Below are 15,846 nucleotides of genomic sequence, written 5' to 3'. Positions count from 1 at the left end.
GTCTCCTAGCTGCCGGACCCGCCTCCACGCCACCCGTGTGTCCTCATCTCCTCTCGGAGCGTCAATCCATGATCACCGTCCGCGGTGTCGACGTGCGCGCCGGCGCCCGTCTGCTGCTGTCTGACATCTCCTTCACCGTCTCCCCCGGCGACCGGATCGGCCTGGTCGGCCGTAACGGCGCGGGCAAGACCACCCTGCTCACCGCCCTGGCCGGGCTGGCCCAGCCGGCCGCCGGATCCATCACCCGCAACGGCCCGGTCGGCTACCTGCCACAGGACTCCCGTGCGGCCGACCCCACGATGACGGTCACCGACCGGATCCTGTCTGGCCGCGGGCTGGACCGCGCCCTGCGCGCCCTGCGCGCCGGGGAGCAGGCGATGGCCGATGCGCGGACTCCGGCGGCGCAGGACCGCGCCATGAACGCGTACGCCCACGCGGAAGCCGAGTTCCAGGCCCGCGGTGGTTACCCGGCGGAGGCCGAGGCCGCCCGGGTCGCGGCCGGATTGGGGCTGCCGACCCGCGTCATGGACCAGTCGGTCGGGGCGCTGTCCGGCGGACAGCGACGTCGCGTCGAACTCGCCCGGATCCTCTTCGCCGGCCACCGCGGCACCCTGCTGCTCGACGAGCCGACCAACCACCTCGACAGCGACTCGGTCGTCTGGCTGCGCGGCTTCCTGGCGGCCCATCAGGGCGGTCTGGTGGTGATCAGCCACGACACCGCGCTGCTGGCCGACACCGCCAACCGGATCCTGCATCTCGAACCCCAGCGGGCGACGATCGACGTGCACAACACCGGCTGGCACGCCTACCTCGCCCAGCGGGAAGGCGCCGAGCGGCGCCGAGCCCGCGAACGGGCCAACGCCGAACGCAAGGCGGCCGCCCTGCACGCCCAGGCCGACAAGATGCGCTCGCATGTGGCCACCGCGGTCACCGCGCGGAACATGGCCCGCCGCGCGGACCGGATGCTCGCCGGTCTGGAGCCCGTCCGACGCGCCGAGAAGGTGGCCCGGATCCGGTTGCCCGAACCCGCTCCCTGCGGGCGGATGCCACTTGGCGCGATCAGCCTGGCCAAGGCGTACCAGGGGCGTGCGGTACTGACCGGCGTGGACCTCGCCGTCGACCGCGGCAGCCGGCTGGTCGTCCTCGGCCTCAACGGCGCCGGCAAGACCACCCTGCTGCGGCTGCTGGCCGGCCGGGAGGCACCGGACAGCGGCCGCCTCGTCCACGGACACGGCCTGTGCCTCGGCTACTTCGCGCAGGAACACGACACCATCGATCCGACCCGCACCGTGCGGGAGAACCTCGCCGCCGCCGCGCCACAGCTGACGGACGGTGAGGTACGGCACGTCCTCGGAGCCTTCCTGTTCACGGGGGACGACGCCGACAAGTCGGCCGGCGTGCTGTCCGGCGGCGAGAAGACCCGTCTCGCGCTGGCCGGTCTCGTCCACTCCGGCGCGAACGTGCTGCTGCTGGACGAACCCACCAACAACCTCGACCCGGCCTCCCGCAACGAGGTGCTCGCCGCGGTCGGTACCTACCCGGGCGCCATCGTGATGGTCACGCACGACGTGGGGGCGATCGAGGCCCTGCGCCCGGACCGGGTGCTGCTGCTCCCGGACGCCGACGAGGATCTCTGGAACGACGAGTACCTGAACCTCGTCACGCTCTACTGAGGCGGGGCCGCCTGCTGCGGGCTCGCCCGCAGCAGGCGGCACGCGCTACCTCCGCCGCCCGCCGCCCGCGGTCGGCTCCAGCCGGGCCACCGTCCGGGCCCCGATCCGGCTCAGCAGGTCCATCCGCTCCAGGCTGGCCACCACGCGCGGGGTGAGCAGCCCGATCCGGGCGAGCATCGCGACCACCCGGGAGAACAACGCCTGCCGGTAGGCGACCAGTCCCGGATCGGACCGGGCGAAAGCCGCGCCGTCCGACAACGGGACCTCGAAGCGCTCCCACAGGTCCCCCAGCAGGAACCGGCGCCGCATCAGTTCGACCGACTCGATCAGGAACTCCTCCCGCCGCACCAGTTCGGCCGAGCTCAGCTGCGGCACGACGTCCTGCAGCAGCAGCACGCCGAAGGAGACGTGGCGCGCCTCGTCGCGGGCGACCCGCCGGACGATCTGCTGGATGAGGTCGTCATGGAACGTGGCCCCGGCGAGCCGGAAGCCGGCGAGGGCCAGCGGTTCCACCAGGCACTGCATGGCAAGTGCCAGCAGGTCCCAGTCCGCGGCGCCCAGGGCGTCCTCGAAGAGGTGCCGGAGGCCGCCCGAGACCGGGTAGGGCTGCGGGACGTGCTCGCGGACGTACCGTGCGAACACCTCGACGTGCCGGGCCTCATCCCCGGCCTGGCTGACCGCGCAGAACTTCGCCTCGATGTCCGGCAGCACCTCGGCCAGCCTGGCGCTGGCCAGCATGGCCGCCTGTTCGCCGTGCAGGAACTGGCAGACCATCCACGCCTGCGTCTCCCACCTGAACCTGTCCCACACGGCACTGCCCCGCCCGCCGAGAGGCGAGAGCCGGAAGGTGCCCAGCGCGTACTCCGACCCGTCGGGCAGCGGCTCCCCGAAGGGCACCTCCAGCGACCAGTCGATGTCCGTCGCGGCGTTCCACTGGGCCGCCTTGGCGCCTTCGTACAGCGTAGCCATCCCACCGGCCAAACTGCCGTAGTCGCCGGTCAGGACGGCGGCGACACCGGTCTCGATGGTGAGTCTGGTCCGCCCGTCGGGATGCAGCGGGATCACTGCGTCCTCTCGCTCCGCGGTCCGGCGTCGAGCCGGACCAGGCTCAGCGGCCGCAGGTCCGTCCAGATCCGGTCGATCCGGTCCGTGCACTCCTCGAGCCCGCCAACGGTGCCCTCCGCGGACCAGCCCGCCGGGAGCTCCCGGTCCGCCGACCAGACCGAGTACTGCCCCTCGCCGTTCAGCACGACCTGATACCGGGTCGCGTCCTCGTCGGCCACCATCGGTCCCTTCGGTTCGGCCACTCCAGCCCACCGCTCCAGCGAGGGGACGAAGACGATCTCGGGACGCTCGGCATCGGGGAACGCCGCGCACAGGGCGGCGGACAGGGCGGCCCTCCGACCGTGTTCCGCACCGGGCGGGAACAGCGGATACGGCACGCGGCCCGGCGCCCCGAGGTCCGTTCCGGTCCCGGGCAACGAGATGCCGTAGTGCTCCAGCTCCGGGCCGTCGCCCGGCCCGAAGCAGGCGTCGTAGTCCCCGGGCCGTCCGTGTCGGCTCCACCGCAGCCGCACCCGTCGACCGTGGCGCTCGCCGAGGCGGCACAGGGCCTCCGGGTCGATCCCCGGCGGGCCGGGCGCGGGTTCGACCTCCGCATATCTGGCCCGAACGCGCCGGGCCTGGTCGAGCCTGCCGTTTGGGATGCCCTGGAGGCCGAACGGGGCGGGGTCGGCGTCGAGACGGTGGCCGATCCCGGTGAGCGTCATGCTCCCGCCGTCCTCCCAGGGCACGTCGTGGTCACCGGGCGGGCAGCCAAGGTGGAGCACCGCGTCATAGCGGAAGATCGTCATCTCGGTGGGCGCCGCGCCGCGCCGCGGTGCGGCCTCCACGCAGGACACCTGCGGAAAGAGCCGGGCCAGGCCGAGCACGTAGTCCGGGTCGAGGCTCAGCTCGCCGTCGCCGGTCAGCTCGCGGGCGACCCCGTCGCGGATCTGCCGCTCCGACAGCCGGTGGGCCGTGCCGAGGGCGTCGTGCTTCATCCAGGCGAACTGTTCCAGCAGACGGGAGTTGCGCAGATCTCCGAGGAAGATGTGCCCGCCGGGGGCCATCTGCGGGAGCAGTCCGGCCAGCACGGATTCCAGGTAGCCGGCGGAAGGGAAGTACTGCGCCACCGAGTTGATGACGGCGGTGTCGTAGCGGCCGCCGTCGGCGGGCGGCGGTACCGGTTCGTCCGCCGCGGCTCGGTGCACCGCCATGCGGATTCCCGGCCTGCCCTGCCGCAGTTGCCCGGCCAGGCGCCGCAGTATCGCCACCGACCGCTCCGAGAAGTCCGTCGCGGTGTACTCCTCGACCTGAAGCCGTTCGACGAGCGGCCTGACGAGCAGTCCGGTGCCCGCGCCGATCTCGATCACCCTTCGGGGAGCGAGTTGCGCGATCCGGACCACCGTGGTGTCCACCCACTCCGCCATGCCGTCGGCGTCGATGGGCCCGCCGGTGAAGCTGTCCGTCCAGCCGGTGATCGCCGCCGTCCACGCGCACTCGTCGGCGTCCGCGAGGTCGTAGCAGTCCTCGAACACCCACCGCCAGGACTCGACCTGCGTGTCGGGGCCGGCCCCGCCGGAGGGCGCCGTCCCGGCCAGAACCACGTAGGCGACCGGCCGCCCGTCTTCGGCGGTCGTGACCATCGCGGACTCGACCTCGGGCCGCGTGCGCAGAAATCCGGTGAACTCCTCGAGCATTCCGTCCCTCTGACGTGATGGAACCTTCGCGTCACGCGGTCGCGCGCGCGTGCTATGCCTCGGCCGAGACCGGCGTACCCTGCGAGCCTTCGGGTACGGCGGGAGCGGCGGGAGCTGCCACCGGCGCCGTGCGCACCGCCCGGTTCGCAGAGGTCACGACGGCCAGACCGACCATCCAGGCGCCGAGCACCAGAACCGTTCCCCGCGCGCCGAGCCAGGAGATCAGCGCACCGCTCGCGACGGTGCCGAGCGAGAGCGCGCCGGTGGTGAGCGTGGAAATCGCGCTCGACGTGCGGCCGCGAAGCTCGTCCGGGGTGATCGACAGCCGGTAGGCCGTCATGGCGACCATGTAGACGGGCGCCACCAGGGACTCGATCGCCGCCACGACGCCGATCAGGGTGACGTTCGGCGCCAGCGCGTACAGCGGGAAGCCGAGTGCCTCGATCCAGAGCATCGCCACGGCGATCCTACCCAGCGGATAGCGCTTGGTGACGCGGTCCGAGACGAGAGCTCCGAGCAGCGCGCCGACGGCGGCGGCGCTGAAGATGAGGCCGATCTGCACGCTGGAGGCCTTCGCCTGCTGGGCGAGCACGACGATGACCAGGTAGCCGGCGCCGTAGCGCACGTTGTCCGCCGCGTTGACCAACGTGAGGAAGCGGATCACGGGTTGGTGCCACAGCCAGCTGAGGCCCACCCGGATGTCGGTGGTCAGCTTCGGCCGGGCCTTGGCCCGCTCCTGCTTCTGGAACTCGGCGCGGATGAACCGCAGGGAGAGGCCGGACACGGCGAACGAGACGGCGTTCAGGGCGAACGGCACCACCCTGCCCAGCGCGTACAGCGCGCCGGCGGCCACCGCTCCGAAGATCCGTACGGCGTTGTAGAGCGTCTCGTTGTACCCGAGCGCGGTGGGCAGTTGGTCCGCCGGCACGACGTTCGGCAGCGCGGCACTGTTGGCGGACTGAAACAGCGTGCTCAGCACGCCGGTGAGGATCGCGAAGAGGTAGAGCTGGGCCACCGTCAGCCGCCCCCAGCACAGGGCGACAACCACGGTCGCGACCAGCACGGCACGCCCGATCTCGCACCAGATCATCGTGCGCTTGCGGTTCCACCGGTCCACCAGCGCCCCGGCCACCAGGCCGAACAGCAGGTACGACATGGTGCCTAGACCGCTGACCACACCCGCCTGGGTCGCCGATCCGGTCGCCGCCAGGGTGACCAGCGGCAGGGCGAAGAACTGCGCCTGGTCGCCCACAAAAGAGACCAGCCGTCCGCTGAGCAACAGCCAGAAGTCCCGGTTCAGCCGGACGTTCGCCGCCGGCCCACGCTTGGTCATGCCATGCCTTCCATCTGTCGGACTCGGGAGAGAAGCATTCAGAGCCGGTGCGGTTCGTTCAACCCGTTCAACCGGCGGCTCCCGGTCGGTTGAACGGCCTCCGGCTCGCCCGGCTGCCGGAGCTCCGTCGCGAAGGCCTCGAGGAGCCCGGCGAGTCCGCTGGCCATCTCGGCGGCCGCGACGGCGCAGTGCGGTGCGACACCCTCGACGATCTCGTGCTGCTGCCGGGCCGCGATCCGGCACACGTCGAACATGCGCAGCACGCTACGTCCCGTCTCGCTGAACCGAAGCGAGGGGTCCCGGCGCAGGGTGTCGAAGACCGACGCGAGTTCCGGCAGCGACCTGGGCCGCGGGGCGTTACGGTCCGCGGCCGAGGCGGCCTCGGCCCGATCGGCCTCCCGCTTCGCCTCGAGCTGCCCGAGCGGCACCGGGTCCTCGCCGCGGCGCAGCCGGTCGCGCACGTCGGCCGCCGTGGTGGGGGAGATTCCGGCGGCCCGCGCGATCTGCCGCAGCGACGCGGTGGGGTTGCTCCTGATCACCTCGCTGGCCCGCTCGCGTCCCTGCGACCAGTCGAGTGGCCTGCTGCGGCCATCGCGCCCGATCCGGCTGGAGAGCTGGGCGAGTTGGCCACCCAGGTCTCGTCGAAGCTCCGCGACCTTCCGCGAGGACAGCCCCACGATCGAGCCCACCATGCGGTCGGACCACTCTGGATGGTTCGAGAAGATCCGGTGGGCCGCGGCCGCCCGGTCCGCCGAGGAGAGCGGCAGGCCATGGCCGGTGTTGGCGGCGACGGACAGCAGGAAGACCTCGGTCTCGTCGCCGTCGAAGAACCGCACCTCGATGTGCTCCTGCCCGCGCAGCACCGCGGCACGTAACCGGTGCATTCCGTCGACCACCCGCATGGTCGGCCGGTGCACGAGGATCGGGGGCAGCGGTGCCTCCGCGTCCGCCAGGGCGGCGACGTGCTCGGCGTCCTCGCCGTTCAGCCGCGGGGAGTCCGCGTGCAGCAGGGAGCCGACCGGGACGGTCTGCGCCGGAGCGTGCCGAATCTGGTCCCGCCGCAACGAGATGCGTCGGGCCGGATCCTCCTGGGTGTGCGTCGGGTCGGCTGCGCGAGTCACTGCCTCTCCTTGCTAATCTGACGAACCGTCGCAAGCATTTTCACGATCTTCAGGTTCTTACCGCAAGCCTTTGCACATCGGGAGGACCGGCCGGCTCGGCACCGTCCAACTGCGTCCGCCCGCCAGTTGAACAGTCCTGCTCGCCGGTCTGGCCGGCCCTAGCGGGAAGTGGATATACGTACACCGCGCCCTGTCCGCCCCACCGTGATGGAGCCCTGATGGTCCAGCTATCGCCCGAGACGTCTCTCGGGAACACCGACAGTCCCCGAGTCGCCCTGGTCACCGGAGGGTCCTCCGGCATCGGACGGGCGGTGGTCGAGGATCTCGCCGCACACGGCCACCGGGTCGTGGTCCTGGATCGGTGCGCCCCGGCCGACCCGCTGCCGCCCGGCACCGATCTGGTGATCGGTGACGTCCGCAGCGCCGAGGACAACGACCGGGCGGTGTCCACCGCCCTGGACCGCCATGGCGCACTGCACGCCCTGGTGGGGAACGCCGGTGTGCACGACGGAGGGGTCGGGCTGCTCGACCGACCGGGAGAGGAACTCGCCGCGCTCGCACGACAGGTGCTGGATGTCGACGTGGTCGGCTACCTGCTCGCGGCCAGAGCCGCGGCGGACGCCCTGCTGGAGAGCCGGGGGGCCATGGTCTTCACGCTGTCGGACGCCTCGTTCGTGGTGCGCGGCAACGGCGCGGGCATCGCCTACGCGGCCGCCAAGCACGCGGCGTTGGGCGTCGTCCGGCATCTCGCGGCCGACCTGGCCCCCCGGGTCCGGGTGAATGCGGTGGCCCCCGGAGGCGTGGTGACCGGCCTGCGCTCGGTGGCCGGCCCCGACCCCCGGGAGGTCTTCGCGGACCCGGACGGGATCAGCGCCGTGATCCGCGAGTTCAACCCGCTCGGTGTCGTGCTGACGGCCACCCAGCTGGCCCCGCTGTACCGCTTCCTGGCGACGGACGCGGCCAGCGGGATGACCGGCGAGGTGCTCCGTCCCGATGGCGGACTCGCCGTCAGATAGTCGGCGGCTACACCGGCGGAGGCGACCAGAGACCCGGGTCCGGGCGGCCGATCAGCGTCGCGGAGACGGCCTCGTCCCGGGCGTTGGCCGTGCCCCAGACGTCCGTGGTCTGCGCGTCCGCCGGGTAGACCTTGGGAGTCCAGCCGTGTTCGTCGTCGATGAGCTGCGCGGCGGTGGTGTACTCGAGCACGAATCCCGAGGAGGGCTCCTGGAAGTAGGAGAACGTGTTCTGGCCCACTCCGTGCCGCCCGGGACCCCAGACCGGCGCGATGCCCGCGCGCATCAGCGATCCCGTCGCCCGCATGAATTCGTCCAGCCCGCGCATCTCGAACGCGACGTGGTTGAGCGAGGCGTGCGGAGCGCGGGTGAACGCGATGATGTGGTGCGCCCGACCGCTGCGCAGAAAGCACATGACGTCCTCCACCCAGTCGGTGACCATGAATCCGAGCACCGACTCGTAGAACTCACGAGCCCCTTGGAGATCGATTGTGTTGAGCACCACGTGGCCGATCGACTTCGGCCTCGTCTCGGCCTCCTCGACCGGCCGGAAAACGCGTCCCCGGACGTCGGCGGAGACTTCCACGGTGCGCCCGTCGCAATCCAGGAAACGTACCGCATAGCCCCCGCCGAGATCTTGCCGGACGCCGGGTTCCCCGATGAGCCGTCCGCGCGGATGGTGGGCCACCCGCTCGGCGATCCGGTCGACCTCCGACGGCGACTCGGCCGCGAAGGCGATGACGTCCACCCGGGCCTCCTCCGTCGCACGCAGCCGGAGCACGTGGCTCTCCGGGCATCCGGCGCCGAAGTACAGCCGGTCACCGTCGGCCTCGACCACCTCCAGCTTCCAGTAGTTCTCGTAGAAATTCCGGGCACTTCGCAGGTCCGGAACTCCCAGCCCGACATGTCGCACATGCAATACCATGACGCTCCTTTTGCATTCCGCAAAGGACGAACGGGAAATCGGCACAGCTCTCGGCTGCGCAATTCGTACCGCACGATACCCAGCCGGCATTCCCCACCAGAAGACCGCGCCCCGCTGTCGCGTCGGACAGCGGAGCTGCCACCCAATGCTCTTGACGGATCTTGAGGGCATCACGCATAGTTCCGCTGCCCACGGCCAAATCCCGACGCACCTTCAAATTTCATTCACAAACGGGGGAGAACGGTGGAACCCACCCCAAGCCAACGTTCCTCTGCCGACGGCGACCCAGCCTCGCTGCTCGCCCTCCGGCACGACCGCGCCCAGCGTTCCGCGGTCACCGTCGTACCCATCAGCTCACTGGTCGAGGCGGACTCCCCGCGGGTCGCGGGCGAGGACGAGGCGCACATCCGGCTCCTCGCCGACTCCGGTGCCACGCTGCCGCCGATACTCGTCCACCAGCCCTCGATGCGGGTTGTGGACGGCATGCACCGGCTGCGGGCCGCCGTACTGCGCGGCCAGACCGCAGTCCAGGTGCGCTTCTTCGACGGCAGCGAGGCCGACGTCTTCCTGCTGTCGGTCACGGCCAACACCGGTCACGGTCTCCCGCTCTCGTCCGCCGACCGGAGCGCCGCCGCCCTGCGGATCTTCGCCAGCCATCCCGAGTGGTCCGACCGTATGGTGGCCTCGGTGACGGGCCTGTCCGCGAAGAAGGTCGCGGAACTGCGCCGCCAGCAGCCGGCCCTCGTCCCGCAACTCGCCACCCGGGTCGGCCGGGACGGCCGGGCCCGTCCGCTGGACTGCTCCCAGGGGCGCCGACGGGCCAGTGAGCTGATCCGGAGCAACCCGCAGGCCTCCCTCCGGCAGATCGCGCGTGCGGCGGGGATCTCGCCGGCCACCGCCGCCGACGTACGGGACAGGCTGAAGCGCGGTGAGGACCCGTTGCCCGCCCCGCGGCGTACCCCGGCCGAACGGCCGGAGCGGCCCGGCGGCACCGAGACGGCCGTGGCCGACAGCCGCGCCCAGATCTCCTCGCCCCGCGACCTGGCTTCGGTACTCGACCAGCTCCGCAAGGACCCCTCGTTGCGCTTCAACGAGACCGGGCGGGCCCTGCTTCGCATGCTGGACGTCTGCCACACCGTGGTCCGCGAACAGCAGGAGATCACCCAGAACCTGCCAGCGCACTGCCTGGTGTCGGTGGTCGAGCTGAGCGCCGGCTGCGCGGACATCCTGCAGTCCTTCGCCGCCATGCTGCGCCGCGCCGGCACGTCCCAGACCGTCCAATCGTGGGAGAGCGTCAGTTGAACACCATGGCCCGGAACTCGGCGGACTACGACGTCATCGTGGTCGGGGCACGCTGTGCGGGCGCCCCCACCGCGATGCTGCTCGCGCGCCAAGGCCACTCCGTGCTGCTGCTGGAGCGCAACCGATTCCCGAGCGACACCCTCTCGACGCACTGGGTGCTGCGCCCCGGGGTCGAACGGCTGGCCCGCTGGGGCCTGTTGGACACCCTGACGGCCACCGGGTGTCCGGCGCTGGAGCGGATCAGCCTGGACTTCGACGGCCTCGCGCTCAGCGGGCAGCCGACCGGCGCGGACGGGCCGGCAATCACCTACGCCCCCCGGCGGACGGTGCTGGACGGGCTGCTCGCCGAGGCGGCCACCGCCGCCGGCGCGGAGCTCCGGGAGGGCACCGCCGTCCGCGGCGTCCTGTGGGAGGACGGAGCGGTGTGCGGCGTCGTCGGGCAGGCCGCCGACGGACGGGAGTTCACGGCCCGGGCGCGTCTCGTGATCGGCGCGGACGGCCGCAACTCCACCATCGCCCGTGCCGTGGGTGCCGCCGTACCGGTGGACCGCGGTCCGCTGGCCGCCACCGCCTACGCGTACTGGGAGGACCTGCCGGTCAGCGGCGTGGAGGCGTCCTTCCAGGTCGGTGCCGGCCTGTCCATGTGGCCCACGCACGGCGGCCGCACCGTGGTGTCGCTGACCCTGCGTCGCGAACGGCTGCGCGCCTGGGGCGGACAGCACGCCAGGGGCTACCGGGAGCAGCTCGAGGCGTTTCCGGCCGTCGCCGAGCGGCTGCGCTCGGCCCGGCCGGCCGGTCCGGTGCGGACCGCCGCCAACCTGCGGAACTTCTACCGGCAGTCGCACGGCCCCGGTTGGGCGCTCGCCGGGGACGCCGGACACCACAAGGACCCGATCGCCGCGCGCGGCATCAGCGACGCGTTCACCGACGCCGAGAACCTCTCCGGCGCGGTCCACGACGGGCTGCGCGGTGCCCTGCCGCTCGACCGGTCGCTCGCCCGCTACCAGGCGCGACGGGACACCGGGACGGCCGCGGCGTTCGCCTTCGCCTGTCGTCAGTCCGAACTGCGGTCCGTGGACCAGGACCTGGCGAGCCGGCTGCGCGCGGCGAGCGATGACCCGGCCGCGGTCGGCGCGCTGTTGGGCGTGTTCGCCGGAGCGCGCAGGCTGGAGGAGCTCTTCGCCGGGGCACCGCTCCGATCGGCCGACACCCGATGACCACGGGAACGCTGACCGGCTGGCTCACCCACCCGGACCCGCGGCGCGGCATCCGGTTCCTGGAACCCGCTGGCGGCTGGTCGTTCCACGCCTACCCGCAGCTGGCCGCTTCGGCGTTCGCGGTCGCGGAGCTGCTGCGCGAGCACGGCGTCGGGCCGGGCGATCCGGTGGTGCTCCTGCTCGGCTCCGGGCCGGAGTTCGTGGCGGGCTTCTTCGGAGCTCTGGCGGCCGGTGCCGTTCCCGCACCGATCGCTCCCCCGTTGGCCCTTCAGGACGATGCGGAGTACCGCCTACGGATGGCCCGTCAGGTGGCCGCGCTCGGACCGGCCGTGGTGCTGACCCGCCCCGCCTGGAGTCGTCTCCTCGAGGGCTCCGCCGGTGGCCGCGCCCGTGTGCTGCCCGTGACGGCAGCGGAGCTCGCCGCCCGCGCCGACGCACCGCGGTCCGTGTCGCCCCCGACCCGACGGGCCCTGGTCCAGTTCACCTCGGGCTCGACCGGGCAGCCCCGTGCCGTGGCCGTCTCCGCCGAAGCGCTGGCGGCGAACGTGTCGGCCATCGGCGAGTGGCTGCGCATGGCGCCGGACGACCCCACGGCCAGCTGGCTCCCGTTCCACCACGACATGGGGCTGGTCGGCTGTCTGCTCACCCCGGTCGTGCACGGTTCGGACCTCTGGGTGATGCGGCCCGAGGACTTCGTCCGCTCACCGGTGCAGTGGCTGCGCTGCTTCGGCGAGCAGGGCGCGCGACTGACCGCAGCGCCCTGCTTCGGCCTGGCGCATGTCCTGCGCCGGGTACGGCCGGAGGCGCTCGCCGGGCTCGACTTCAGCCGCTGGCGTGCAGTCATCACCGGTGCCGAGCGCATCGACCCCCGGGTGCTCGAGCGGTTCGTCGCACTGCTGGAACCGCACGGGTTCGACTCGCGGGCGCTGCTGCCGGCCTACGGCCTGGCCGAGGCCACGCTGGCGGTCACCGGTGTGGCGCTGCGCGAGGAACCGAGCACCGTGACGGTGGACCGGCGCACACTGCGCCCGGGACGGCCGGTCGGCCTGCGGGCAGAGGAGGTGCCGGAGGCCGACCGGCTCATCCTGGTGGGCTGTGGCCGAGCGCTGGTGGCGGGCAGCACGGTGGCGGTCGTCGACGCCGGCGGCCGGCCGCTTCCCGAGGACTACTGCGGCGAGATCGTGGTCAGCGGGCCCTCGGTCGCCAACGGCCGCCTCGGTACCGGCGCCCGGAACGGTCGAGCGGCCTTCGCCGGTGGATCCGTGCGCACCGGCGACTGCGGCTTCCTCCACGACGGACAGCTGTACGTCGTGGGCAGGCTGGGCGACAGCCTCAAACGCCGCGGGCGCACCGTGTTCGCGGAGGATCTGGAAGCGGAGCTGTCCCGGATCGCGGCGCTGCAACGTCGGCGCCCGGCGGTGCTGCTGGGCACGCTCGCCGGGGCCGACACCGCCGTGGTGGTGGTCGAAGGGCGCTCGGGCGGCTGGATCGCGGAGGTGGAGCAGCTGTTGCACCGTCGGCTCGACGGGATCGCTGTCGTGGTCGTCGTCGGTCCGCGGGGCACCGTGCGGCGGACCACCAGTGGCAAGCCCCGGCGGCGGCCGATGTGGGACGCCTTCGTCGCGGGCACGCTGGGCGGCACCGTGGTGGCGGGCGCGGCGCCACCAGCGCGGGTGCACGAGGACCACCAGCTCAGCTGAACACCGGCCGAACGGCCTCGGCCACCTCGGCCGAACGGTCCAGCAGCAAATTGTGGCCGCCCGGGATCAGCTCCAGTCGGAAGCCCGCCGTGGTCAACCGCGACCACGCCACCACGTCGTCCACCGCCACCGAGCGGTCCTGCGTGCCGGCCAGCGCCAGCACCGGGGCGCCGAGCGCATCCATGGCGCTGACATGGCACTCGATCGCCTGGTAGTCCGCGCGCAGGGCCGGCAGGACCAGCTCCCGCAGCTCCGGCTGGTCCAGGATCTCCCGCGGCAGGTAGCCGTCCCGGGCCACCTGCGCCAGGAACTCGTCCTCCGGCAGGCGCCAGGACTCGACCGGCGGGATCCGGTCGGGTGCCTGCTGGGCCGAGACGACGAGGTGACGCAGCGTCCGGGCCGGCAGCCGGCGCGCCGTCTCGTAGGCGATCACGCCGCCCCCGCAGTGCCCGTAGAGCACGATCCGCCGCTGCCCGGCATGGGCGGTGATCTGCTCGGCGAGGCGGTCGCAGAGCCGGGCCAGATCGGTGATCGGCTCCTCATCCATCCGCGACTCGCGCCCGGGGAGCCGGACCGCCACGGTCTGGCAGGAATCGCCGAGTGCCCGGCACAGCTTCTTCACCGCCGCGGCACCGGCCCCCGCGTGCGGAAAGGCATAGAGAACGTGTTCGGCGGCCGCAGATCCCGATATCTCGACCAGCCATCGATAATTCGGCATGCCTCGAATGATAGGCGATCGGGTGACTGCTGTCTGTACCGCCCGGAATCATCGCTTTACCTCTGCTGCGGCTCGTAGCAAGCTCTCTTCCGCTCCCGTCGACTACAGAGAATTGGAGAGCAGAATGGCTGCTCCGCAACTCAGGGTTACCCTGGTCCAGCAGGGGGTCTGGGACATGCCGCTGGAATCCATGCCGCTGGCCTCCGGATACCTCAAGGCGATGGTTCTGCAGGACCAGGAACTGTCCCGGAAAACCTCCGTCGAAATCTGCAACTTCCGCGGCCGGGTAACTCACGGGGAGATGGCCGGCAAGCTTTTCCATGGCGAGCTTCCGGACGTCCTGGCGTTCTCCGCCCTGGGCTGGAATGTCCGGGCGTTCGGCTCGCTGGCCGCCACCTACCGGCAGCTGCGGCCGCACGGTTGGGTGGTGTTCGGCGGCACCCACGCGAGCTGCCAGGCGGAACGCCTGTTCCGCCAGTACCCCGAGGTCGACATCATCGTCAACGGTGAGGGCGAGCTGACCTTCGCCGAACTGCTCAAGGCCCGGCTGGCGGGCCGCGCGAGCAGCGATCTCGACGACATTCCCGGGATATCCTTCAGGCGCGCCGACGGCACGATCGTCACCACCGAGGAACGGGCTCGCATCGAGAACCTGGACATCATCCCGTCACCGTTTCTCACCGGCGCGATCGAACTGCTCGACGAGAACGGCTGTTTCCGCTACGACGTCGCGCTCATCGAGACCAACCGCGGCTGCCCGTACAGGTGCTCCTTCTGTTACTGGGGCGGCGCGGTCGGGCAGCGCGTACGGGCGTTCTCCCGGGAGCGCCTGCGCGCCGAGCTCGAACTCTTCGCGAAGCTCGGCGTGCATTCGGTGGTCGCCTGCGACGCCAACTTCGGAATGCTGCCGATCGACCTGGAGCTGGTCGAGGACCTGATCGAGATCAACCGGACGTACGGTTTTCCCCGGGCGTTCGAGACCTCCTGGGCGAAGAACAAGTCGAAGGTGTTCTACGAAATCGTCCGCCGGATGAAGGACGCCGGGCTGCGCAGCTCGTTCACCCTGGCGCTGCAGTCGCTGAGCCCTGACGCACTCGACTCCATGCGGCGGCGCAACATGAAGGTGAACGACTGGCACGAGTTGGTGCAGTGGCTCAACCGGGAGGGCATGGACTGCTACGCCGAGCTCATCTGGGGGGCGCCGGGCGAGACGGTCGAGTCCTTTCTCCGAGGCTATGACGAGCTCTCGGAGCATGTCTCCCGCATCGCCGTCTACCCGATCATGCTGCTGCCCAACACGGAGTACTCCGAGCAGAAGGACCTGCACGGCATCATCGCGCTCCGCGGCGACCACGACGACTTCGAGTACGTGCTGGCGCACCGCACCATGTCCTTCGAGGACAACGCCGTGATGCAGCGCTTCCTCTTCTGGGCCCGGGTCGTCGCGGAGAACGCGGTACTGCGGCACTGCTGGCTGCCACTGCGGCGGCTGGCCGGCTGGTCGCAGTCCCGGGTGCTGACCAGTCTGGCCGACTGGGTGGACGGCACCTCGGCCCCAGAGGCCCAGCCGCTGCGCGAAGCGGCGGCCCGGGCCCACGGCGGAGGTGCGCCGGCCTACGCCGCGGCCATCGGTTACCTGTTCACCGAGCCGGCGGGACGCACGGCACTGGAACTGTGGTGGCAGGAGGCCGTCCGTCCGCTGCTGGACGACGAGGAGCGGGCGTTCCTGGACGAGGTGTTCCGCTACGACCTGCTGACCCAGCCGGTGTGCGCCGCCGAGGAGGGAGCCCACGGCCCGGCCGACGCTGTCGAACAGCTGCCGTTGGTGCAGCTCGACGGTGGTGCGTACTACTGTCGGGAGGGAGTGACGCTCAGTCACAACGTACCGGCCGCGCTCGCCCTGCTGCGGGCCGGGCACGAGGTGGACCTGACTGCCCAGCCGACCCGGATCGACCTCTACTTCCGATCCGGCGCGCTGAACGCCGTCCGCTCCACCAACCATGAGGAGATCGTGCACTTCATGGGGGAGCCGCGCCCCGCCGGCACCCCGTTCGACCTGACGCGCGACCTCACCGGGCGCACGTCCGGCTGAACCGGCCGGAC

The 15,846-nt window shown here is 71.6% G+C and carries 12 protein-coding genes and 1 pseudogene; 6 read left to right on the top strand and 7 right to left on the bottom strand.

Translation table 11 applies throughout. The features are described from left to right. Positions 1-68: 68 nt before the first annotated feature. Entirely contained in the window at positions 69-1,673 is a 1,605-nt protein-coding gene (locus P3T39_RS26475) for an ABC-F family ATP-binding cassette domain-containing protein (protein ID WP_280701461.1), read from the top strand. Positions 1,674-1,718: 45 nt separating this feature from the next. On the opposite strand, the gene P3T39_RS26470 is transcribed toward P3T39_RS26475, so the two are convergent. The 5 genes and pseudogenes from P3T39_RS26470 to P3T39_RS26450 form a co-directional block, all read right to left on the bottom strand. Continuing rightward, on the bottom strand, positions 1,719-2,738 hold the full coding sequence (locus P3T39_RS26470; protein WP_280701460.1) for a ferritin-like domain-containing protein: 1,020 nt from the start codon (positions 2,736-2,738) through the stop codon (positions 1,719-1,721). Further along, positions 2,735-2,959 (bottom strand): MbtH family NRPS accessory protein, encoded by a 225-nt coding sequence (locus P3T39_RS26465; protein WP_280701488.1) that lies wholly within the window; start codon positions 2,957-2,959, stop codon positions 2,735-2,737. The genes P3T39_RS26470 and P3T39_RS26465 overlap by 4 nt, the downstream gene beginning before the upstream one ends. 756 nt (positions 2,960-3,715) lie before the next feature. Continuing rightward, a pseudogene (locus P3T39_RS26460) lies at positions 3,716-4,144 on the bottom strand (class I SAM-dependent methyltransferase); the annotation flags it as partial. Positions 4,145-4,466: 322 nt separating this feature from the next. Then, positions 4,467-5,747: an MFS transporter gene (locus P3T39_RS26455; RefSeq protein WP_280701459.1), complete on the bottom strand. Its 1,281-nt coding sequence runs from the start codon at positions 5,745-5,747 to the stop codon at positions 4,467-4,469. A 38-nt stretch (positions 5,748-5,785) separates the two neighbouring features. Beyond that, a complete protein-coding gene (locus P3T39_RS26450) occupies positions 5,786-6,868 on the bottom strand; it encodes a ParB N-terminal domain-containing protein (protein WP_280701458.1) in 1,083 nt (360 codons plus the stop codon). A 218-nt stretch (positions 6,869-7,086) separates the two neighbouring features. Here P3T39_RS26450 and P3T39_RS26445 point away from each other — a divergent pair, with 218 nt between their 5' ends. Continuing rightward, positions 7,087-7,884 carry an SDR family oxidoreductase gene (locus tag P3T39_RS26445; RefSeq protein ID WP_280701457.1) on the top strand — a complete coding sequence of 266 codons (798 nt, stop codon included), beginning with the start codon at positions 7,087-7,089 and terminating at the stop codon, positions 7,882-7,884. A 7-nt stretch (positions 7,885-7,891) separates the two neighbouring features. Here P3T39_RS26445 and P3T39_RS26440 read toward each other — a convergent pair whose 3' ends face one another. After that, positions 7,892-8,806, bottom strand: a complete 915-nt coding sequence (locus P3T39_RS26440; RefSeq protein WP_280701456.1) for a VOC family protein — start codon at positions 8,804-8,806, stop codon at positions 7,892-7,894. A 243-nt stretch (positions 8,807-9,049) separates the two neighbouring features. Between P3T39_RS26440 and P3T39_RS26435 the strand changes: the two genes are divergently transcribed. The 3 genes from P3T39_RS26435 to P3T39_RS26425 are packed head-to-tail and all read left to right on the top strand — an operon-like array spanning position 9,050 to position 13,025. Beyond that, positions 9,050-10,108: a ParB/RepB/Spo0J family partition protein gene (locus P3T39_RS26435; RefSeq protein ID WP_280701455.1), complete on the top strand. Its 1,059-nt coding sequence runs from the start codon at positions 9,050-9,052 to the stop codon at positions 10,106-10,108. Next, positions 10,090-11,325, top strand: a complete 1,236-nt coding sequence (locus tag P3T39_RS26430; protein WP_280701454.1) for an NAD(P)/FAD-dependent oxidoreductase — start codon at positions 10,090-10,092, stop codon at positions 11,323-11,325. The genes P3T39_RS26435 and P3T39_RS26430 overlap by 19 nt, the downstream gene beginning before the upstream one ends. Then, the gene (locus P3T39_RS26425) at positions 11,322-13,025 is read left to right on the top strand and encodes an AMP-binding protein (protein WP_280701453.1); all 1,704 of its coding nucleotides are present in this window, start codon (positions 11,322-11,324) and stop codon (positions 13,023-13,025) included. The genes P3T39_RS26430 and P3T39_RS26425 overlap by 4 nt, the downstream gene beginning before the upstream one ends. On the opposite strand, the gene P3T39_RS26420 is transcribed toward P3T39_RS26425, so the two are convergent. Next, positions 13,018-13,743 (bottom strand): alpha/beta fold hydrolase, encoded by a 726-nt coding sequence (locus P3T39_RS26420; protein ID WP_280701452.1) that lies wholly within the window; start codon positions 13,741-13,743, stop codon positions 13,018-13,020. The genes P3T39_RS26425 and P3T39_RS26420 overlap by 8 nt on opposite strands. Before the next feature lie 124 nt (positions 13,744-13,867). On the opposite strand from P3T39_RS26420, the gene P3T39_RS26415 reads away from it, so the two are divergent. Further along, a complete protein-coding gene (locus tag P3T39_RS26415; protein ID WP_280701451.1) occupies positions 13,868-15,835 on the top strand; it encodes a KedN5 family methylcobalamin-dependent radical SAM C-methyltransferase in 1,968 nt (655 codons plus the stop codon). Positions 15,836-15,846 lie beyond the last annotated feature (11 nt).

This window comes from Kitasatospora sp. GP82 (assembly GCF_029892105.1).
Classification (GTDB): domain Bacteria; phylum Actinomycetota; class Actinomycetes; order Streptomycetales; family Streptomycetaceae; genus Kitasatospora.
The sequence above is the reverse complement of the archived record's forward strand: the minus strand, read 5'-3'. Positions and strand labels throughout refer to the sequence as shown.